Genomic DNA, 20,937 nt, shown 5'->3' with positions numbered 1-20,937 from the left:
TTGGAAAGTAAAAATCTCATCTTCGCTTACTGGAAAAGTTGGTTCAATATAAATTTTAGTACTATTTGTTATTGTATCAATATTATTAGATGAATCATCTGATAATTTGAAAATAGGTTTTATTATTTGTGTGTTAATTGTAAAATCACAGGTGGTGCGACTATTACCTTCCTCTCCAAAATTATTTGTAAAATATATTTCAATATGATGTGATCCTTCTGTATATATTTCAACTGAAGAAGATGAATTTAAAACAGAAAAAGGAATTGAATTATCAATAGAATAGTAAAAATGTCCCTTCCTCAGGATTTAAATTATCTGGTGCTGAATAATAAAGAATAACACTTTCGTTAACTGTAGAGCCATTTAGAATGAGTTCATCAGTATCTTTGCTTCGCAAATCCATATTTAATGGACCTGGAATTTCACTAGCATCTTCACCTGGTGCAGGACAACTAGCAAATAAAATTACTATGATAGTAAAGCTGTAGGCGTATTTAAAAATATTGTTAATTTTCATACGTCCCTCTCTTTATAAAACAACAACAACAACTATCTAATATTATAGCATATAAAAATAGATAACTAATTATTTATTTTATTTCTGTTCATTTTATAGAGTACTGGGCAATAATTTTTGTTAAATATTGTTGTTTAAAATTAATAAATTAAAGGTTTACTATATTTTGTGATCACAAATTAAGTTTTATATAATTTAAAATCAAAAGGTTTAAATTTTTCTTCAGAATTTAAAGAATAATTTTATATTATTATAGCTAGATTACTTGCAGTTTTTTTTAAAATTACTTGTTTTATCAATTTATTTAGCGTAACATAAATATGAGAGGTTTAGTATGGAAGATAACACAACCAATGCAAAAATCGTAGCGACCATAGGACCAGCTTCACGAAGTTATGAAATGATTCGTGATATTATCAAGTCTGGGGCTAGAGTAATTAGACTAAATTTTAGTCATGGTGATCATGAAGAACATCAAAGAACTGTGGATTGGACACGCCAAGTATCAGTTGAACTTGATACTCCTGTTGCAATATTTCAAGATTTGCAGGGACCTAAAATTCGAGTAGGACAGCTTGAAGTTGAATCTTTTCAAGTTAAGGATGGAGAAACTTTAAAAATTACTACTGAACCCTGTATTGGGAATAGAGATTTAATAAGTATCGATTATCCCTTTCTACATGAAGAAGTTGTAATAGGAAATAGAATTCTCATAGATGATGGTCTTATAGCTCTTAAGGTATTAGATGTTAAAGAAAAAGTTATTACAACAGAGGTTGTTGACGGAGGTACTGTAAAACCTAGGAAAGGAGTTAATCTTCCAGGTGTCCCTTTGAAACATCTCTCTTCTTATACTAAAAAAGATGAAGTGGACCTTGATTTTGCCTTCCGTAATAATCTTGATTTTGTAGCTTTATCTTTTGTAAGAAGTTCTGATGATGTTGTTGCATTAAAGAAATTTATGTATAAAAAATATGGCAGAGAAATACCAATTATTTCTAAGATTGAAAAACCAGAAGCTGTTACTGATATAGCAAATATTATTGCTGAATCTAGCGTAATAATGATTGCTCGTGGTGATCTAGGTGTTGAAACTTCTGCTGAAGAGGTTCCTGTAATACAAAAAACACTTATTAGAGAATGTAATCTTGCAGGACTTCCTGTTATTACTGCTACACAAATGCTTGAATCGATGATTAAAAATCCAAGGCCTACACGCGCCGAAGCTGGAGATGTAGCAAATGCAATTTTAGATGGGACAAGTGCTGTAATGCTTTCTGGAGAAACTGCTGCTGGTGATTATCCACTTCGTGCAGTGGAGATAATGAAGAGAATTATAACATATACTGAAGCAAGTCTGACATACCGTAGGCTTGTATTAGACCAACGGTTAAATCAAGAGGATATTGAAATTAATAGGAAGAAAAGCACTACTGAAGCAGTTGGTGTTGCAACTCGTGAATTAGCTATGGCTATTAAAGCTGCATATATCGCTTGTTTTACTCATTCAGGAGGTTCCGCTAGACTTATATCAAAATTTAGACCGGCTGTCCCCATTATAGCTTATACTCCAATTAAGCAAACAGCTCAAAGACTTGCTTTATCTTGGGGAGTAACTCCAATTTTGATACCTAAATTGAGTTCGCTTGATGAGTTATTTGAAATTGCTCCTAAATATTTAAAAACTATCGGTTATATAAAGCAAGGTGATAAAATTGTTATTACTGCTGGAGTTCCTGTTGGCTCTCCAGGTAGGACTAATATGATAAAAGTTGTAGAAATATAAATATTATAAAATGGCCCTCAATTGTGAGGGCTTTTTTATGAATTACATAAAATTTAAGAGGCTTCATCAGTAAGTGTGGGTAAAATTTAAAAAATTGGAGTTAATTTATATCAGTAAATTGGAGTTGGAAATAAATAAATTTAAATTTCAGAAATATAATTGAAAAAGTCACCAGTTATCGTCTATTGTAGTTTTACCACAAACCAACAAAAGAGGTATAACCAGTGACTATCAAGAGCTTATTAAAACAATTAATTGGTGTCAATAATGTAAAAGTTTTAAATTGGAATTTAATTAATAATTCTAAAAATATTAAAGAGCTTTATATTCATGTGGAATCATATAAAAGAGAGCAGAACAGATGCCCAATCTGTGGAAAAAAATTACCAGGATACGACAAAAATAATACTTTACGAAAATGGAGATCTTTAGATGTTGGAACTATTGCTGTATATGTTTTAGCAAGTACTAATAGAGTAACCTGTCCAGATCATGGTGTAATAACTGCAGCAGTTCCTTGGGCTAGGCATAACTCTAGATTTACTAAAGATTTTGAAAATCAAGTAGCCTGGTTAGCTTTTAATTTAAGCAAGAAAACATTATCAGAGTTTATGGGAGTTTCTTGGAATACAGTAGGTGGAATTATTGACAGAGTATTATGGGATATTGCCCCTAATTATGAAGATAGGTTTAACAATTTAGTAAATATTGGAATTGATGAAACTAGCTATAAAAAAGGACATAATTATATTACAACAGTTGTAAATAACGATGATAGTACAGTTATATGGGCAGAGGAAGGACATAATCAAAAAACTTTATCTAAATTCTTTGAATATTTAAGTCCAGAACAGAGAGCCTCTATTAAGACTGTTAGTGGTGATGGAGCTAGATGGATAAAGGCTTGTCTAGATAAATATATTCCTAATGCAGAGCGTTGTATTGATCCTTTTCATGCAATTGGATGGGCACAAGTTGCTTTAGATGATGTAAGAAAAGCTGCCTCCCAAAGAGCAAAAGTAATACTTGAACAGAAAGAAGGGGAAATGAAGAAACGAGGTAGAGGTAGGCCTAAAAAAGGTGATGAAAAACCAATAGATGAATCAAAGATTATAAAAAATTCTAAATTTGCCTTACGCAAGAACCCTGAAAACTTAACAAAAAATCAGAGAGAAAAATTGGAAATGATAAAGCTTAATGATAATCAATTATATAGAGCATATAGGCTAAAAGAAGAGCTTAGATTTATATTCAAGCTTGATGATATGGATGAAGTAAAAGAACATTTAGATTCATGGTTATCTTGGGCTAGAAGATGTAGAATACAAAGTTTTGTAGCTTTGGGAAGAAAGATAAAGCGTAATTATGAAGCTATAATAGCAACTAGAACATACAAAATTAGTAATGCAAAAACTGAGGCTTTAAATAACAAAATAAAACTCTGTATTAGAAGAGCTTACGGGTTTAGAAACATAAATAATTTACTCAATTATGTACTTTTGGTTTGTAGCAACATAAAAATCCCTTTAGCTAACAGATAAAATCAGTTAACAAAGGGACTTAACAAGAAAATTAATAGGATCTAACCCACATATAGGTTAGAAGACCCAAATTTAATTTTAATTTTCTACGTTATCTCTATTTATATCGATTGGTGCTTTAATAGTTGGCAGACAATAAGTGAGCTCTGCTTTTCCTAAAATTTCACTATTTTCTATAGCATCCATAAAATTAATAAAATTTACATCTGTTGAATTTTCCATTGGAAGTTCTATAGGGTAATTAGATAAAGCAAAAATTGCTACATGGAATTCTTTCGATTCAATATTTGGGTTAAAAGGGAGAGGTTGAGGATTAATATTTTTATTTCTGTTATTTGCCATGTACCAATTTTCGCCAGGTATTTTATCCCAAGAGATTTTATTAATTGAAGGATCTATCCCCCAAAGAAGTAAAATTGCGTTAATAATTGTTTGATCTTCTGGATTTGGAAAATCATACATAATGATAGCTAGTGATTTAGTCCCCTCTGGGATGTTTTCCCAACTTAAGGGAATATGTATTTCATCTTTCTCAATATTTTCTTCATTTAATTTTCCATTTTCAATTGCTGAACTTGTGAGCGTAAAATTGGATGGTCCGTATTCGGTGGTTAGAGATTCAAATATTTTCGTAGGATTTAGGTTTTCTTCATTAGGCTTTTTGTCTTGTGGCCTCCTTAGTTCCTCAATGTTATTTTCTGTAGGGGGAGGGGGTAGTTGAATTTTTAACTCATCTGGATTGAAGCCTAAAGACAATAATGCTTCATCAAGCTCATCGCCTCCTATTAATCCCAAATTTCTAAATAATTCATTTATCGATATTATATCTTCTTCACTAAGATTCTCAGGATCATAATCTGCTAATATTTCTGCAAGTAAGTCTTCAATATTTGTGGTATGAATTGTTATTTCTTGACTTTCCTCTTCTGTTTGTCCGCTAGCAAATGTAAAGGTTATAGGGAAAAATAGTATAATAAGAGTAAAGATTATAATCTTACATGATTTCATAAGTTATCTCCTAGTTAAAATATTATATTTAATGATACATTAGTTATGTGATGGTAATGTGAGAGAATGAAGTAGATAATTGACTTGGAGTAAAATATTTTGTTTAAATAATTTAAACTAAGATAAATAATTAGGCTAATTGTTATTTATAAGTTTTTGTTTTGTGTGTGCTAAAATGATTTAAAAAAAATTATATTTTTAAAATCATAAAATAGTACATTCGATAGATAATATAGTAAAAAATAAGGAGAAAATTGATGGCTAATCACAAAATTTATTCAATGAGCTTTGCAAAAATATATTCTTTATACATAAAAAAAGTTGAGAAAAAAGGTAAAGGTCAAGCAGATGTTGATGAAATTATATTTTGGCTAACAGGATATACTAAAGATGATTTAGAAAGCATTTTACAAAATGAAGTAGATTTTGAAACTTTTTTTAAAAACGCCCCTAAATTAAATCCAGATAGAATATTAATTAAAGGCATGATATGTGGTGTTAGAATTGAAAATATTGAAGAACCGCTTATGAGAGAAATTCGATATTTAGATAAATTAATCGATGAACTGTATAAAGGAAAAACACTAGATAAAATTCTTAATAGAATAAAAGCATAAACAATAATTACTCTTTTATTTCTCTTACAGAATTTCTAATTACAAGGTTTACATCTAATTTAACATTTGGATGTTCAATTGCTTGTTTCTTAATAAGTTTCATCAACATTGATACAGCTACTCTTCCTTTATCGCCAGAATTTTGATGTATTGTTGTAAGATGTGGATGAATTATACGAGAGAAGATATTATCATCAAAACCTGTTACAGAAATCTCTTCTGGTATTTTTACACCACAATCTTGTAAATAGCTTACTGCTTCAGCAGCGTAATAATCAGATGAGAAAACAAGGGCTGTATATGGCATTTCTTTTGTAATTAGTTTTGAATATATTTTATATCGTTCACTTCTTTCTTTTGCAAGTAATATTTTATCAGATAGATTCAAATCTAAATTTGCTTCTTGAAAGGCCTTTTGGCAACCTTTAAAACGATGTAAATCAGTTCCAGAGAAAAGTACATCGTTTGCCATAAATATAACTCGTTTATGGCCCATTGATATAAGATATTTTGATATTAAGTATCCACCTTCTTCGTCTTGAAGTCCGACACTATAATATCTATTTTGATTGTCTTCAAAGTGTGAATCTATAAATACAACTGGGCTTTCAACACTATCTAAAATAATAGGTCCTATTCCACTTGGAACCCATACGAGTATCAATCCTGCAAGCTTCCATGTTTTTGCTAGACGAACTACTTCTTCTTCGTCAGCTGTAGTATGTAACATAAAGAAATAACCCATTGCTCTAATCTCTTCTTCTAAGGCACCTAAAATTGCAGAAGAAAAAGGATCTTCAAGAACAGTTTCATTCCATCTAGGTTCCATAAACATGATAACGCCAATTATACGAGAATCATTTTGACCAAGTATCATAGCCGCCATATTTGGGGTATAATTATATTTCTTAATATATGTTTCTACTTTTTTACGAGTTGCAGCAGAGACCTTAGAATAATTTCCATGAAGGACATTTGTAACTGTTGTTGGACTCACACCTGCTTTTTTTGCAATATCTTTGATTGTTGGCATGGCCTCACCTTATAATAATTTTTATTAGTTGTATATGTTGTATAAATATTTATTTAAAAAAATAGGGGTGAAGAAGAAAATTTTCATTTTCTTCTTCATTTAAGTTGTTTACTTTAAGTATCCTAGCCATTTCTTTTGAGTTGAAATCATTCTATCTACTAATTCATCGAGTGAAGATGCTTTATTTACAACTGGGTTAGCTAAAAGTGCTTGAATAACATATTTTTTTTCTTTTTTTATTATAGCTTCAGCTGTTAAGTCATAAACTCCTGCATAAGATCTCAGTAGTGCTAAGTATCCTTTTGGGATGTTAGGAACTTTTATACCGTTGACTCCATCCTTATTTATAATAGCTGGGACTTCAACTGCAATCCATGATGGTAAATCTTCAATTAAACCATTATTTGGAATATTAACAGCAGCTTCTTCATATCCTGAATTAGTTTCAATTCCTTCAATAATTGGTATAACTCTTTCTGAAGTTTTAGTTTTTATTTCAGATATAGTCTTTTTAGAAAGTACAGCTTTATAATAATCATAAAAATCCAAAATACCTCTATGATCTACTATATCCCATGCCCAACCTAAATATTCACCAAAATGACTGTCTACAGTGATTGGAAGAAGATTATAATCTTTTAGCATTAATCTAGCTATATGGCGGTCAGCCCATCTATAATTGCTTTTTTTATTACTTTTTCCTTTTGAGAATTGTTCTTCAGTTTGAAGTTTGCCAGAAGCAAGATATTCATCAAATACATCACTGTAACCAGGTTCTTTTTCGAAGAAATCATTAGCTTTTTCTAAAACTTCTGGATATAAGTCTTTACCGGTTTTCTTGTCATGTAACTCTATCATACAGCTAAAATGATTTAATCCTGCAGCTCTAAAGTGCATTTCATCAATATCTTTATTTAGCATAGGTGGTAGCCATTTATTTAGCCAACCAATTTCATGGCACATACCAATGAATTTGGCTTTAGGGTACACTCTATGGACAGTAGTACATATTGCAGTCATAGGGTTAGAATAGTTGAAAACATAAGCGTTAGGGCAAATTTCCATAACATCTTTCATGATTTCAAGGACTACAGGAATAATTCTTAAAGCATGAAAAACTCCACCAGGTCCACCATTTTCTCCATATACTTGGTTAATTCCATATTGTAGTGGAACTTTCCAGTCTTCATCCCATAATTGGAATCTATCTCCGACTTCTATAGATGAAATGATATAATCAGCATTTTTAAAAGCAGCTTTTCTGTCTGTTGTGGCAGTAACTTTATTACTTAATGAGTGATCTTTAATAAAGGTCTGAGCACTTTTTAATACGCTATCTAGTGCTTCTTTGTTAATATCTAGAAGCGTAATATCACATCCTTTTAAAACGGAGCTATTAAAAATATCTCCGAGCATACCGTAACCGAACTGGGCTGAGCCAGCCCCTACTAGAACAATTTTCATATAATTGTCTCCTAATATTTATTTTATTGAGCCCTCTACCATTCCTTTAATAATATATCGTTGCGCAAATAGATAGAGAACGATAATTGGAAGCATTGCGATAAGGGTAGATGTTAGAATTAAATCCCATTGTTTCAAATATGCTCCAGCAAATGCTGTTACAGCAATTGGAATAGTTTGAACTTTTCCATTTGAACCTAATATGAGTAATGGTAGTAGGTAGTCATTCCAAATCCAAATACCATTTAGAATTAATACTGTAACAATAATGGGTTGGAGTAATGGGAATATTATTACAAAGAAAGTCCTACCTCTAGAACAGCCATCAATTGTAGCAGCTTCTTCAAGTTCGTAAGGAATATTTTTAATAAATCCATGGAAAATGAATATTGATAAAGGTGCGCCAAATCCAAGGTAAGCAAATACAACACCTGGGACTGTTCCTAATAGCTTAATGTTTAAAAAATTACCTACAATTCTTATCCATTGAACGAGAGGATACATAAGAACCTGAAAAGGTATTACCATAGCGGAAACAAAGGCCATGAAGATAATTGTAGACCATATAGTTTTGTTTCTTACTAATACCCAAGCTGCCATTGATGAAAATATAGCTATAACTAATAGAGAGAAAAAGGTGATAATAGTGCTATCGCCAAAAGCCCCTATATAATCAACAGTTGGGTTGTTAAATATTAATGAAACATTAGTAAATAATTGTCCCCATGATTCTGGTTTTGCTATTGCATTATATATAATTTCCTTAGAAGTTTTTGCTGAATTAATAACAACCATTGCAAATGGAATCATAAATAATATGAACAAGATAATTGTAAAGATTTCTAAAATTACAAGGCCGTATTTATGTAAAGTGTATTTTTTCTTATCTGATATAGGATCGCTCACATTTCCACCTCTTTTCTTTTATTGATTGTAACTTGTATCAAGGATACAATGAGAAGTACGACAAAGAGTACTACAGCTTTTGCTTGTGCCTCAGCCATACGGTTTGCAGATGCAGTGTTGAAAATATTCATAGCTAATAATTCACTAGCTTTAACAGGTGATCCAAGGAATCTTGTAGCAGGTCCTCCATTCGTTAATGTTAAGTTCATATCGAATTGTTTGAAGGATGTAGTTAATGTTAAGAAAAGAGAAATTGTAAAAGCATTAGCCATCATTGGGATTAGAATTTTAAATACTCTAGTAGAATATTTAGCACCATCAACGTTGGCAGCTTCCATGAGAGAAGTTGGAATACTTTGAATAGCTGCTACATATATTAACATAATATATCCAGCATATTGCCAAGTATTTACAACAGCCATTGTCCAAATAACCGAGTTTGGTTTACTTAAAAAAGAGTCTTGAAGAAATTGAATCGAAAAAGTATCGCCAATTCCAACTAAAATATTGTTGAAAATAAATTGCCAAATATATCCTAGAACGATACCACCAATTAGATAAGGAACGAAAAAGCCAGCTCTATAAAAATTTCTTCTTGGAATTTTGCTAGTTACAATAAGTGATAAAACGAAACTTACAACATTTACAAAAATTACATTTAAAAATGTAAAAAGAATTGTAATTAGAAAAGAATATAGAAAGTCAGGGCTATTAAATAGGTATTTGAAATTAGCAAATCCTACAAAGTTAATATTCCTGCTTACGCCGTTCCAGTCTGTCATTGAATAATAAAGCCCAAAGAAAAATGGGATTACTATAATCATGAAGAAGGCAAATAGGGTCGGTACTAAAAAAAGCACATTGATTAAACGATTTTGCTTCATTATCTTCTACTCCTGTATTATATACTAAATAGCTCTTGCAGCATTGACTGCAAGAGCTACAAAATTTTGTGCTTATTTAAAACTTGCAACAGCTGTATTCATATCTTGGATAAATTGATCAATATTATCTGGGTTTTGTGCAAATAAATCGAAGATAGGTCCAAAGATGTTTTGACCAGCACCATCAGGTAACATTCCAAAGAATACGCCATAGTTACCACCCTTAGCATTAGCTTCCATCAAAGCTTGGCTAAGTTGTCCAGAAGGTTGAAGAGTTACAGATTTGAAAGCAGGAATCATTCCAGCGTCATTTACCATGTATTTGTGACCTTCTTCAGTAGTAGCAATTGATGTTAAGAATGCTTTAGCAGCTTCTTTGTTAGGACTTTGTGAATTAACAACGTACCAACTTGGAGCGAAAAGGAATAATCCAGTTTCTTCTGTGTCTAAGAATGCATGTGGTGCATAACCAATTTCAAAATCTACACCTAATTGTGCTAAGTTTGGATCTACCCAGTTTCCTTGATGTAAGAAAGCTGTTTTACCTTGAGCGAAAGAACCAACTTGGTCATCGTAACTACCATTGATTAAGATTTGACGATCAGAATATTTATATAATAATTGGAGGTATTTTGCGTATTGTAAGAAACGTTCTTGATCTAATTCGCCATTAAGTGCTTTTTCGATGATAGATGTATCATTGAAATCAAGGCCACCACCCCAATAAACTGCTAAGTTATGTTGAGCTGCAACCCACCACATTCCACCAGCTACAGATGCTGCCATAGCAACCGGTGCATCAATTCCAAGTTCATCTTTTTTTGCATCTAAAATTTTAAATGCTTCTTCATAAGCTGCTCTTGTAGTAAGTGTTGAAGGATCAATACCTGCCTTATCTAGGATTTCAGCATTGTATGCTAAACCATAACCTTCGATTGCTACAGGGAATCCATAAACTTTACCATCATCTTTAAATGCTAAATCAGTATCACTTACCCATGGTTGATCACTTAAGTCTTCAATGTAATCTTTCCAAAGATCATACCCACCTTGACCTTCAATAACAAAGATATCAGGCATTTGATCAGATTGTAATTTTGCCTTTAAAGAACCGGCATAGTCACCACCACTACCAAGTGATTCAACTTTTACAGTTACACCATCAGTTGCTGCACTATATTGAGCTGCATAAGCATCAAGTGCATCTTTGATTTCAACTTTTTGTTGGAACATGTTTACTGTAATTTCTCCAGATTGTTCAGATGTACCTGAAGCAAAAACACTAGCTGTGATAAATGATAAACCTAAAGTAAATGCTAAAACTTTTGAAAATGTTTTTTTCATTTTTAACCTCTTTTTGTTAGAACTTATGTTGCATTAAGTAAGACTAAATTAGTTAGGTGTTACGCAACACTACATTTAGTATAACACCATTTTTCACTCTGTCAATTAAAAAAAAATAGTTTTTGTTATCTTATTTTAATAATTAATAAGAATTCAAGGAAATAAAAAATGAAAATTGTTCAATATAAAACCATTGACTAGTGAATAATATACTAATTGTGTTATTAAAATGTTGAATTTATGATTTAATGTAAAATTAAGCAATAAAGCAAATTAGCTAAGAGAAAATTAATGTTTTTCTATGGAGCTTTGTCAAGAAAAATGATTTATTAATAAAAACTATATTAAAAATAATATCTAAATTAGAAAAAAAATATACCCCGCATTTTGCAGGGTACAAAGATAAAAATTTTTAATAATTTAATAATAAAATAACTATTTTAAATAAAACTTATAAATCCAATCCCAATTTCATTGTTTGATTTAATAATGGGATATGGAGTTAAAACATTATTAATTGCAACTTTTGATGGGCTTTTTTTATCTATATTTCTTGTAAAATATGAAGCAAGTATTTGACCTGTTAAGGTTGTTCCCATAATAATTGAAGTATATGTTTTTTGATTAATTGATACAAAATCATCAAGAATTAAATTAGTAAATACTCCAATCAAAGCCCCTCCGATTCCTCCAATAGAGACTAAACCACTTCTAGCTGAGGACCATTCGATTTTATCCCATAGTTTAAGAGAGCCGTAGTAAGATAAATCTGTTAATCCCATTCCTATTAATAGGGTATTCGTAGTATCTAAATTATCGAATAAGAAGGTACTAAGCCAATAGTAGTAATTAGTCCAACTATAAGCTTGCAAGCCAAAAAAAGCTTTCCCTTTTTTTATTTCTTTATCTTTAAGAGCATAATATGAAAGAAACAATGAACCATTTAGAGTGGCTAATTGTGCTGTAAGAAAGGCTTTTTCTTCAATAACCTCGTCTTCAAAGAGTTCATTTTCTAATGAAATGCCCTGTAAGTAATAAAAATTACCCATTGCTATGACTTGATTGGTGATAATATTTGAATAAAAATCGAAGGATATAGGATTATCTTTAGATAGAAGATAAGAAGTCGTAAGACCTAAACCAACACCAGTGAGACCTGTAAGTCCAATAGATAGAGAATCAAATTCAATATCGAAAAGGTCTAGGACTCTCAATGAAGAATAAGTTAAAGTTGAAAGATTCCCTAAATAAAAAGGAACCATGCCTGAATTATCAACCTTATTATTAATATTATAGAGGAAATTACTAGCTTTTATTTTATAAGCAGAATCTGGATATTCAATTATTAATTGATCAAAGGCAGATTTAGCCTGGTCATTATTCTCATCAATTAAAGATTCTAACCCCTCAATATATAAAATAGTATCGTCACTTGCACTCAAGGGGCTTATTATTAATAATAATATAAACATAATTAAAACATATCTTTTCATAAAATTTTCCTTTATTTTATTTGCTAAAATACTCGAAAAGTTGTTACAAAAAATAATTTTTTTAAAAACTATTTATAAATTTGATGTAACTCATTCTAAAATATTTGTCTGTTTTTCTCAAAATGTGATTATAATAAGCAAAGTTAATTTTGGTATTTATAAAAAAGGTAGTAAAGTTAATTATGTTTTACATTATAATAATTAACTTATATAAAATTTTGCTTTACCTAAACTGAAACATTATTCTTTTATGAATGTTACATAAAAATATAATATCAGAGAAAGATGATTGAGTATAAGTCCATTATTTAGCTATTTTATCAATATTTTCCATTTCTAGTTCATTTATCTTTTTTTCAAGATCTCTTAAATCAGAATGAATAGCATTAATTTTAAATTCAATAGTATTTAAAATCCAAAATTGGAAATGGCTTGTTTTATATTGGTGATGCATCATAAATACAATTTTTATAGATACTAATAAAACACTTATTTCAAGAGATATATATGGTGGTAAAAAGTGAGTTGTCATTTCAAGAATAAATAAAATAAGAATAATAGCGAGAAATATTCCATTTATTATGGCATCAACTTTGGAGAAATTTTTTCCACCTACTTTGCCTAGCATTGTTCTAATTTTTTCTTTTTCTTGATTGTAATCCTCAATTTCTTTACGTAAGGCTTCTTCAGCACTTGTAAAATCTTCTTTGTTCATTTGTAACCCTTTTATATATATATTTCACTTTCCTGCTTTATATATCGACTCATTATTTGTAATAGTAAATTATTTAATTAAATACTCAAATTAATTTTAAATCAGATATCTCAAGAAAGATTTATAATTGTTTAAACTGTTTTTAATACTTTTGCAAGTAGTATTTTGAAAAAAAATAATTCTTAATAGGATAAATAATTATTTATTTAAGAATAAAAAAAGCTTACTAGTTAATCTTAATTAATAAACTAGAAAGCTTAATTTTACAAATGAAGATATTTTTATTAAATATTTCTTAAAGATAATTTTGTGAATAATGATTTTAGAAGTAATTTAACTTCTTTATTAGTTAATTTTTCAATATCGACAAATGCTCGATTTATATACCTTTGCGCTAATTTTTCAGCTTTTTCTACACCACCTAAAGATATAGTTAAATCAACAACCTTTTTACTTTCCTTTCTTGATAAAGCTTTTTTATTTTTTACTAATTCAAATAAAGGAGTTTTTTCAAGATTACTGTTGGACTCAGTTTTTAATGCTGCTATGAGGGGGTAGGTAGGTATTCCAACATGAACATCTTGCCCTACAGCTTTTCCTAATTTGAGTTCATTACCAGTATAATCTAGTATGTCATCTTTAATTTGAAAGGCCATTCCAAGGCAATATCCTATTCGGTGTAATAATTGTTGTTGGTATTTATCCCCAGAGCTTACAGCAGCTCCTGAATAGGCACTAAGAGCAAATAATGAAGCTGTTTTTCCTCCAATTCGGCGAAGATAAGTTGAGGAAGATATTAGAAAATTACCAACATCGGCATCTTGGGCTAATTCGCTCTCTAATAGACGAGTGAAAGCATTTGTTACCGCGTTTGTTTCTAAATCTCCCTTTTTCCCATTAATTAGAGTCATAGCTCGAGCTAATAGATAATCACCAGCAAGAACTGCTTGTTTAGGACCTACTTTTGAATTTATAGTAGCAATTCCTCTTCGAGTTTTTGCTCCATCAATAATATCATCATGGATTAAAGATGCCATGTGAATCATTTCTAATACACTAGCCACCCTTAAAGTTTCCTCTTCGCTTTCGCTATTGCCAACTTTAGAACCAATTATAACAAGGGCGGGACGAATCATTTTCCCTCCCTTTGTTACTCTCTCAAGCAATAATTCTCTAATAAAAGGATTTGAATGTTCAATAGATGTTAATATTAGTGAACGCACCTGTTGAAGTTTTGCTTCAATAGATGGTTCATCTTTCCAAAAATCACTCATATTAGGTCGTAATATCCTTATTCTTAGCTAGTCTTCTTTCCATTTGTTTTTTAGTAAATGCTGGTTCATCCATAAATATGTAAAGTTTCTTTGCAAATGGAATTTTGTTCCAAACTTTTTTAATCCAAGGCATTACCCAATAGTCTAGACCAAAGGCTCTGCCTGCTCCGCCTATCATTACAATAGAAACAGCCATATACCATAAAATTTCTTTACCTGCAAGAGCTCCGATTAAGAACATTGTAGAAAGTCCTAGAGAAACAACTGCTGCTGGAGCGGTGAAGAGACCTCCAATTAAGGCAAGACCAATTCCAACTTCAGATAAAGTAATTAAGACCTGGAATAGATAAGGAGCTAGTGCTACAAGGTTATCATTCATCCAAGTAAATAGTGCTAATGGTTCACTTAATAGTGGTGGGGCAAATTGTTGAACAGTAGTTGTAACTTGGTTTGCTGCATCAGTTACTACACCAGAGGCTGCACTTACTGCATTAACAACTTGAGTTGCGGTTTGAGCTACAGCATCGGATGCAGCACTTACTGCATTAACAGCTTGAGTTGCGGTATGAGCTACCGCATCGGATGCAGCACTTACTGCTTGAGTCGCAGTTTGAGCTACAGCATCGGATGCAGCGCTTACAGCTTGAGTTGCAGTCTGGGTTACAGCATCGGAAGCAGCGCTTACTGCATTAACAGCTTGAGTTGCAGTTTGAGTTACGGCATCGGAAGCAGCGCTTACTGCTTGAGTTGCAGTCTGGGTTACGGCATCGGAAGCAGCGCTTACTGCATCGCCTTCACTACCAGTGGAGGATCCCCAATAAACTTTTGAGCCTGTTTTATCAGAAAGCCACCCACTATTAATTTTCCCAATTCCTTCAATTAGCCACATCACACCTAGGTAAATTCTTAAAAATGCTAACCAATATCCTTGTGCTTTATATGAAGCGAAACCACCAATAAGAGATCGTCTATTTTTAATATTCAATATCTCATGTTTAAAATAACCCCAAGCTCCATTAATACCACACACTCCAGCTTGATAGTACATATTAACTAGGTGTTTGATAGCCATTGCAGGAAAGCCTGATAGTGACATACCAGCTGTATGAGATACAGCATATCTACCACCGATACTTACCATATAACCATGGAAATTAGATTTAAAAGGTTCAACTGGCTTTGCATCAACACCAAATTCTTTTTTGATATTATAGATAATACCATCAGCAGCAGTAGCAGCTGTTTGTTCAGCCGCTTCAACAATTTGAGGGATAGGGCGATTATCTTCTAAAAACCAAACACCATCTCCTGCTAGATAAACATTATCGTAATCTGGAGATTTCATAAATTGGTCAACTTGCTTTCGTTGCACTCTACCATCTGTTAAATCTAATTCATGGCAGAATGTAGTTCCTCTAATACCGCAGGTCCATATAAGAGTGCTAGTTTTAATAACTGTGCCATCTTTTAGAGTTAGAGAATTTGCATCAGCTTTAACAATTAAGCTGTTAGTTCTTACAATAACACCTTTTTTCTCCATATAGGCAATGGCTTTGTTTCTAGGTTTATCTGGAAGCATTCTTAAGATACTATCAAGTGCCTCAATATTCATAAGTGTAACTTCATCATAATCCACGCCATATTCTTCACAGAGAATTGGTAACCATTCAATTAACTCTCCAGTTAGCTCAACACCTGTAAAACCACCCCCGGCTACAACAAAGGTGAGTTGTTCTTTTCTTTTTTCTTCATCACTTATGTAACTTGCTTTTCTAACAGTGTTTAGTATATGCTGTTTAATTTTAATACTATCTTCTAAACTCCAGAGGAAAAAAGCATGTTCCTTAATTCCAGGAATATTAAAATCTGTGGATTCTGCTCCTGAAGCTATAATTATTTGATCATATGGATAAGACGCCTTAGATCCTTTGAGAACTTGTTTTTTAAAATCAATAGTTTGAATTTCATCACGAACTACATTTACTCTTTTACCTGCGAATATTCTGTCATAGGAAATTTTAACTGATTCTTCACCAACTCTATTTCCTGCAACTTCATGTAGTTCAGTCATTAGAATATGGTGTTTGTGTTTATCAATAAGAGTAATTTCTACTCTGTCTTTAAATTTCTTTAATTTTTTTGCGAGTCGTTTGGCTGCATGAACACCAGCGTATCCTCCGCCTAATACTACTATTCGTTTTTTATCCACTTAATTAAATACTCCTTATTAATTAATTTATTTATTATTCTTTTATTTGTTTTATAATATATTTGTTATAGTAAGCCATCTAAAACATAAAAAATCAAGGGTAGATGATTGAACTTATTATTAAAATCGATATATTATTATACATTAATATCATGAAATATAAATTTAAATCAATCAAAAACATTTTACTTATGTCATTTTTTCTTACATTATTAGTTGGATGTAGTAAAAATAACGTAGAAATTGAAAAAACTGTAGCTTCTGAATCAAGACTTCTTCTTGGAACTTCTTGTAAAATAACAATATATGATTATCCTACTGAAGATATTTTTTTACAAGCTTTTGAGAGAATTGCAGATATAGAACAAAAGATGTCTATTCGAATTTCATCTAGTGAAGTCTCTCTTATAAATCAGAATGCTGGAATTAAACCAGTTATAGTATCTGAAGATACTTTTTTGGTAATAAAAGAAGCTCTCGAAGTTGCAAAGCTTAGCAATGGGGCCTTTGACCCAACAGTTGGTCCGTTAGTTTCTGCTTGGAATATTGGCTCTGATGATGCTAGAGTGCCCCCACAAGAAGAAATAAATTCTCTTTTACCTTTAATTGGGTATGATATGGTAACTTTAAGTGAAAAAGATAAGAGTGTGTATTTAGAAAAAGAAGGGATGATGCTTGATTTGGGAGGCATTGCTAAAGGATATGCTGCAGATGAAGTTGCTAAAATTCTAGTTGCAAATAATGTCGAAAAAGCTATTATTAATCTTGGGGGAAATGTTTTAACCCTCGGAACTCGTGTTGATGATACAAAATGGAGAATAGGTGTTCAAAACCCTGAGGCAGAAAGAGGCGGGTATGTTATGATAGTAAACCTTGAAGATCAAGCGTTAGTTACAAGTGGACCGTATGAGAGATTTTTAGAAGTAGATGGGGTAATTTATCATCATATTCTAGATACTAATACCGGCTATCCTGTTGTAACTAATTTAACAAGTGCAAGTATAATTGGATCTAATTCTTTCATTTCAGATGCACTAAGTACCGCCATCTACTCATTAGGACTTGAAAAAGGTTTGGCTCTTATTAATTCAATAGATGGGGTTGAAGCATTGTTTATCGATGATAATGATAATATTTATATCTCAGATGGGTTTAAAGATAATTCAATTCCTTTCAGTGTTACTGAAGATTCTTTTAAGGTAGTTGAGCAATAAATGGGAAAATATTTTCAGAAGTTTCACTGAAAATAAATAGGATTATCGCTATAATCGAGATATGGATAATGTGAAGGAAAATATCTTTTTTATTAGCATATCTAATTTCAGTTTGTTTTGTTTTTCCTTCTTTATCTAAATCAATTCCTAAAAGTAATTGATCTATTGCCCCTATTATAGGAGTTTTTTTCTCAATTTGATGCCAACTCGTTGTTAAGCGGTCAAAATAATAAAATTGAAGAGAGATTAAAGCTCCTAATTTTCCTGGTATTTGAGGTCTAGAGCTCATCATATAGTGGGAGGCATAGATAAAACTAATGAGAAGTAAAGCTTTCTTTGCTCCCATAATTAAGGAACCAGAGGTAATTGGGTAGGATCCTATTGAAAAAAGCACTAAGCCTTGGGGCGACAGAGTGTGAGCAAAAGAGATTGAGATTAGCAAAATAATATTTGGTAGAAGACGAAACTTTCTGCCACTCTGTAGTGCTAATATTATTATAAAGATTGTGATAAGCAATCTAGAAATTAGAGATTCAGAGAAAATAATACCCAGTATTATAAAAAAGCCGCTGATAAGTCTTAGTGTTGAATATTTCATACTTTTTCTTCCTTAAGCTGTGCATACCATTTACTTTTATTTATAAATTCATTAGCAAAGATTCCTAAAATAATGCTACTAATTAAACTTGAGAAAAGAAAAAGAGGAGCAAATACATAAGTTGCTTCTTTAAATAAAATCAGATAACTTATAAGAAGTTGGCTAATAGAGCTGCCTAGGGCACCACTTAAACTAATACCAACTCTACTAACCTTATCTTTAAATAATTTATAGACTAAGAGCATTAAGATAGCACTTGATACACTACCTGCTAGTGAAAAAAGTATTATATAACTGAAGATAGTACCGCTAATTAGACCTTGGCCTAATACCTTTAATAAAAGTAATAAAAAATATTCTCTATTTTTTAAAATACCTAGAGCTAGGATTATAGGAAGGTTAGCAAGTCCTAAACGCATGAAAGGAATAGGTTTTGGAATCATGTATTCAATTGTTGAAAGAAAAAGAGCACATGCTGCAAAAAGGGCAACAAGTTCAATTCTTACCTTAGAATGAGATATCATCAGTTTCCTCCTCTAAGTTTGTATCTTTTTGCCCTTCAATCACTATAAAGACATTATTTGGAAGACAAGCAAGCCATTCACCAGGTTTATCTATCCATCCGCTTAATACACATACTTGATTTTTACAGTCTGAAGAGTGTACATGAACTCTGTTATTAGAGATTTCTATAGTAGTTTCTCCAACAGGACCTTCAAATGTTGCAATCGTATCGACACTTAAGTCATATACCCATTCTTTATCATCGCTAGTAACATGGACTTCAGGCTTCCCTGAAACAGTATTATAAAGGGTAAAGCTTAGAACACTTATAGTAATAAATAATAAAAAAATAATGAAGTCGATAAGTGTTATTTTTTTCATAAGCTCATGTTATCAGTTTAACACACTTGTGTCAAAAGGTTTTAAAATCGCAAAAAGTATAGATAATTTATTATTTAATTGAGGGCTTTTCCCTTGAATTTCATTATCTGAGTTTGTATACTGCAACTCGATATCAATATATCAGGAGTAATAAATGAAAAAAAATAGTATTCTATTCAATATAACACTATTAGTTGTCTTACTAAGTGTTACCTTGGTTAGTTGCCAAAAAGAAAGTGAAGCCCCTGCTAACGATGCAGAACAAGCTACAAAAGCTGTTGTTGTAGAAGAAAGTTCTTATGAAGATGGAATTTATTTTGCCGCAGAAGAAAATTTTGCATCAAACGGTTGGAAATATGTTGTTACCTTAGTTGTTGAGAATGGTAAAATTACTTCAGCAGATTGGAATGGAGTAAATGTAAGTGCTGGCCTTTCAAAAAAAGATTATGATAAAGCTGGTAAATATGGTCTAGTTGCTAAAGGTGGAGCACAAGCTGAATGGTATGAACAAGCTGCAAAGGTTGAACAATATCTACTAGACACTCAAGACCCATCAGTAATCAGTTACAAAGATGAACAAGGTCACACAGATGATATTGCAGGTGTATCTGTTCATGTTGTTGAATTCTTTGATTTAGCTCAAAAAGCATTAGCTAATGGACCTGTTGGAAGAGGTAAGTATGAAGATGGAGCATATTTCTTCTCTGATTCACAATTCCCTTCTTCTGGATGGAAAGATTATGTTTCACTAACTGTTATTAACGGGAACATTGTTGGTGTAAATTGGTCAGCAATTAACAAAATGGGACAAGATAAAAAAGCCTACGATGCTGCTGGAAAGTATAATATGGTTGAATATGGTGGAGCACAAGCTAACTGGTCAGACCAAGCAGCTAAGGCAGAACAATATTTAATTGAAACACAAGATCCAACTCAAATTTCATATAAAGATGATGAAGGTCATACAGATGACATTGCAGGTGTATCAGTTCATGTAAATGCCTTATTTGAATTAGCTGACTCAGCTTTAAAAGCAGGCCCTGTTGAAGTTGGACCTTATACAGATGGTGGATACTTTGCAATCCAAGATGATTTTGTTAACGGTTGGAAAGATTATGTGTCATTATTCGTTAAAAACGGTAACATTGTAGATGTATATTGGTCTGCATTTAACGAAGCTGGTGATGATAAAAAAGATTATGATATGGCTGGTAACTATGGATTAGTTGCAAAAGGTGGAGCTCAAGCTGAGTGGTATGAACAAGCAGCTAAAGCTGAACAACATTTAATTGAAACTCAAGATGTTACTGCTATAACTTATAAAGATGATGCTGGACATACAGATGATATTGCTGGTGTTTCTATTCATGTAAATTCATTATATGAATTAGCAGCTCAAGCATTAAACAATGGTGTTGTAAGCGTAGAGTAAATTCTTAGAATTAT

The 20,937-nt window shown here is 31.7% G+C and carries 19 protein-coding genes; 5 read left to right on the top strand and 14 right to left on the bottom strand.

Features of this window, described 5'->3' with window-relative positions:
* Positions 1-274: 274 nt before the first annotated feature.
* Positions 275-520: a hypothetical protein gene (locus ACZ5SO_RS07945; RefSeq protein ID WP_464623912.1), complete on the bottom strand. Its 246-nt coding sequence runs from the start codon at positions 518-520 to the stop codon at positions 275-277.
* 334 nt (positions 521-854) lie between these two features.
* Between ACZ5SO_RS07945 and pyk the strand changes: the two genes are divergently transcribed.
* Both pyk and ACZ5SO_RS07935 read left to right on the top strand, forming a co-directional pair.
* Positions 855-2,306, top strand: coding sequence for a pyruvate kinase (gene pyk, locus ACZ5SO_RS07940; RefSeq protein WP_464623911.1), 1,452 nt, complete (start codon positions 855-857; stop codon positions 2,304-2,306).
* A gap of 224 nt (positions 2,307-2,530) precedes the next feature.
* Complete coding sequence (locus tag ACZ5SO_RS07935) at positions 2,531-3,847, top strand: ISL3 family transposase (protein WP_464623910.1); 1,317 nt, start codon at positions 2,531-2,533, stop codon at positions 3,845-3,847.
* 78 nt (positions 3,848-3,925) lie between these two features.
* On the opposite strand, the gene ACZ5SO_RS07930 is transcribed toward ACZ5SO_RS07935, so the two are convergent.
* Positions 3,926-4,855, bottom strand: a complete 930-nt coding sequence (locus ACZ5SO_RS07930; RefSeq protein ID WP_464623909.1) for a hypothetical protein — start codon at positions 4,853-4,855, stop codon at positions 3,926-3,928.
* Between the two features lie 257 nt (positions 4,856-5,112).
* On the opposite strand from ACZ5SO_RS07930, the gene ACZ5SO_RS07925 reads away from it, so the two are divergent.
* Positions 5,113-5,472 carry a DUF2200 domain-containing protein gene (locus ACZ5SO_RS07925; protein ID WP_464623908.1) on the top strand — a complete coding sequence of 120 codons (360 nt, stop codon included), beginning with the start codon at positions 5,113-5,115 and terminating at the stop codon, positions 5,470-5,472.
* Between the two features lie 7 nt (positions 5,473-5,479).
* Here the strand turns inward: ACZ5SO_RS07925 and ACZ5SO_RS07920 are convergent, their stop codons facing one another.
* The 9 genes from ACZ5SO_RS07920 to ACZ5SO_RS07880 form a co-directional block, all read right to left on the bottom strand.
* Complete coding sequence (locus tag ACZ5SO_RS07920) at positions 5,480-6,505, bottom strand: LacI family DNA-binding transcriptional regulator (protein ID WP_464623907.1); 1,026 nt, start codon at positions 6,503-6,505, stop codon at positions 5,480-5,482.
* Positions 6,506-6,613: 108 nt separating this feature from the next.
* Positions 6,614-7,969: a family 4 glycosyl hydrolase gene (locus tag ACZ5SO_RS07915; RefSeq protein WP_464623905.1), complete on the bottom strand. Its 1,356-nt coding sequence runs from the start codon at positions 7,967-7,969 to the stop codon at positions 6,614-6,616.
* 18 nt (positions 7,970-7,987) lie between these two features.
* Positions 7,988-8,875, bottom strand: a complete 888-nt coding sequence (locus tag ACZ5SO_RS07910) for a carbohydrate ABC transporter permease (protein ID WP_464623903.1) — start codon at positions 8,873-8,875, stop codon at positions 7,988-7,990.
* A complete protein-coding gene (locus ACZ5SO_RS07905) occupies positions 8,872-9,759 on the bottom strand; it encodes a carbohydrate ABC transporter permease (protein ID WP_464623901.1) in 888 nt (295 codons plus the stop codon). Before ACZ5SO_RS07905 ends, ACZ5SO_RS07910 begins: the two co-directional genes overlap by 4 nt.
* Positions 9,760-9,831: 72 nt before the next feature.
* A complete protein-coding gene (locus ACZ5SO_RS07900) occupies positions 9,832-11,103 on the bottom strand; it encodes an ABC transporter substrate-binding protein (protein WP_464623899.1) in 1,272 nt (423 codons plus the stop codon).
* Between the two features lie 440 nt (positions 11,104-11,543).
* A complete protein-coding gene (locus ACZ5SO_RS07895) occupies positions 11,544-12,596 on the bottom strand; it encodes a hypothetical protein (RefSeq protein WP_464623897.1) in 1,053 nt (350 codons plus the stop codon).
* Positions 12,597-12,900: 304 nt separating this feature from the next.
* The gene (locus tag ACZ5SO_RS07890; RefSeq protein ID WP_464623895.1) at positions 12,901-13,311 is read right to left on the bottom strand and encodes a hypothetical protein; all 411 of its coding nucleotides are present in this window, start codon (positions 13,309-13,311) and stop codon (positions 12,901-12,903) included.
* A 284-nt stretch (positions 13,312-13,595) separates the two neighbouring features.
* Positions 13,596-14,585: a polyprenyl synthetase family protein gene (locus tag ACZ5SO_RS07885; RefSeq protein WP_464623893.1), complete on the bottom strand. Its 990-nt coding sequence runs from the start codon at positions 14,583-14,585 to the stop codon at positions 13,596-13,598.
* A gap of 1 nt (position 14,586) precedes the next feature.
* Positions 14,587-16,794, bottom strand: coding sequence for an FAD-dependent oxidoreductase (locus ACZ5SO_RS07880; protein ID WP_464627823.1), 2,208 nt, complete (start codon positions 16,792-16,794; stop codon positions 14,587-14,589).
* A gap of 191 nt (positions 16,795-16,985) precedes the next feature.
* Here ACZ5SO_RS07880 and ACZ5SO_RS07875 point away from each other — a divergent pair, with 191 nt between their 5' ends.
* Positions 16,986-18,008, top strand: coding sequence for an FAD:protein FMN transferase (locus ACZ5SO_RS07875; protein WP_464627822.1), 1,023 nt, complete (start codon positions 16,986-16,988; stop codon positions 18,006-18,008).
* Here the strand turns inward: ACZ5SO_RS07875 and ACZ5SO_RS07870 are convergent.
* The 3 genes from ACZ5SO_RS07870 to ACZ5SO_RS07860 are packed head-to-tail and all read right to left on the bottom strand — an operon-like array spanning position 17,989 to position 19,491.
* Positions 17,989-18,606, bottom strand: a complete 618-nt coding sequence (locus tag ACZ5SO_RS07870) for a hypothetical protein (RefSeq protein ID WP_464627821.1) — start codon at positions 18,604-18,606, stop codon at positions 17,989-17,991. The genes ACZ5SO_RS07875 and ACZ5SO_RS07870 overlap by 20 nt on opposite strands.
* Positions 18,603-19,130 (bottom strand): Gx transporter family protein, encoded by a 528-nt coding sequence (locus tag ACZ5SO_RS07865; RefSeq protein WP_464627820.1) that lies wholly within the window; start codon positions 19,128-19,130, stop codon positions 18,603-18,605. Before ACZ5SO_RS07865 ends, ACZ5SO_RS07870 begins: the two co-directional genes overlap by 4 nt.
* Entirely contained in the window at positions 19,114-19,491 is a 378-nt protein-coding gene (locus ACZ5SO_RS07860; RefSeq protein ID WP_464627819.1) for a NusG domain II-containing protein, read from the bottom strand. Before ACZ5SO_RS07860 ends, ACZ5SO_RS07865 begins: the two co-directional genes overlap by 17 nt.
* 154 nt (positions 19,492-19,645) lie before the next feature.
* On the opposite strand from ACZ5SO_RS07860, the gene ACZ5SO_RS07855 reads away from it, so the two are divergent.
* Positions 19,646-20,923 (top strand): hypothetical protein, encoded by a 1,278-nt coding sequence (locus ACZ5SO_RS07855; RefSeq protein WP_464627818.1) that lies wholly within the window; start codon positions 19,646-19,648, stop codon positions 20,921-20,923.
* Positions 20,924-20,937 lie beyond the last annotated feature (14 nt).

This window comes from Pleomorphochaeta naphthae (genome assembly GCF_055396005.1).
The sequence above is the reverse complement of the archived record's forward strand: the minus strand, read 5'-3'. Positions and strand labels throughout refer to the sequence as shown.

Excerpts from the sequence above, each read along its gene's own strand:
- ACZ5SO_RS07945 (WP_464623912.1), bottom strand. The coding sequence starts at position 520 with ATGAAAATTAACAATATTTTTAAATACGCCTACAGCTTTACTATCATA.
- pyk (WP_464623911.1), top strand. The coding sequence starts at position 855 with ATGGAAGATAACACAACCAATGCAAAAATCGTAGCGACCATAGGACCA.
- ACZ5SO_RS07930 (WP_464623909.1), bottom strand. The coding sequence starts at position 4,855 with ATGAAATCATGTAAGATTATAATCTTTACTCTTATTATACTATTTTTC.
- ACZ5SO_RS07925 (WP_464623908.1), top strand. The coding sequence starts at position 5,113 with ATGGCTAATCACAAAATTTATTCAATGAGCTTTGCAAAAATATATTCT.
- ACZ5SO_RS07920 (WP_464623907.1), bottom strand. The coding sequence starts at position 6,505 with ATGCCAACAATCAAAGATATTGCAAAAAAAGCAGGTGTGAGTCCAACA.
- ACZ5SO_RS07915 (WP_464623905.1), bottom strand. The coding sequence starts at position 7,969 with ATGAAAATTGTTCTAGTAGGGGCTGGCTCAGCCCAGTTCGGTTACGGT.
- ACZ5SO_RS07905 (WP_464623901.1), bottom strand. The coding sequence starts at position 9,759 with ATGAAGCAAAATCGTTTAATCAATGTGCTTTTTTTAGTACCGACCCTA.
- ACZ5SO_RS07900 (WP_464623899.1), bottom strand. The coding sequence starts at position 11,103 with ATGAAAAAAACATTTTCAAAAGTTTTAGCATTTACTTTAGGTTTATCA.
- ACZ5SO_RS07895 (WP_464623897.1), bottom strand. The coding sequence starts at position 12,596 with ATGAAAAGATATGTTTTAATTATGTTTATATTATTATTAATAATAAGC.
- ACZ5SO_RS07890 (WP_464623895.1), bottom strand. The coding sequence starts at position 13,311 with ATGAACAAAGAAGATTTTACAAGTGCTGAAGAAGCCTTACGTAAAGAA.
- ACZ5SO_RS07885 (WP_464623893.1), bottom strand. The coding sequence starts at position 14,585 with ATGAGTGATTTTTGGAAAGATGAACCATCTATTGAAGCAAAACTTCAA.
- ACZ5SO_RS07875 (WP_464627822.1), top strand. The coding sequence starts at position 16,986 with ATGTCATTTTTTCTTACATTATTAGTTGGATGTAGTAAAAATAACGTA.
- ACZ5SO_RS07870 (WP_464627821.1), bottom strand. The coding sequence starts at position 18,606 with ATGAAATATTCAACACTAAGACTTATCAGCGGCTTTTTTATAATACTG.
- ACZ5SO_RS07865 (WP_464627820.1), bottom strand. The coding sequence starts at position 19,130 with ATGATATCTCATTCTAAGGTAAGAATTGAACTTGTTGCCCTTTTTGCA.
- ACZ5SO_RS07860 (WP_464627819.1), bottom strand. The coding sequence starts at position 19,491 with ATGAAAAAAATAACACTTATCGACTTCATTATTTTTTTATTATTTATT.
- ACZ5SO_RS07855 (WP_464627818.1), top strand. The coding sequence starts at position 19,646 with ATGAAAAAAAATAGTATTCTATTCAATATAACACTATTAGTTGTCTTA.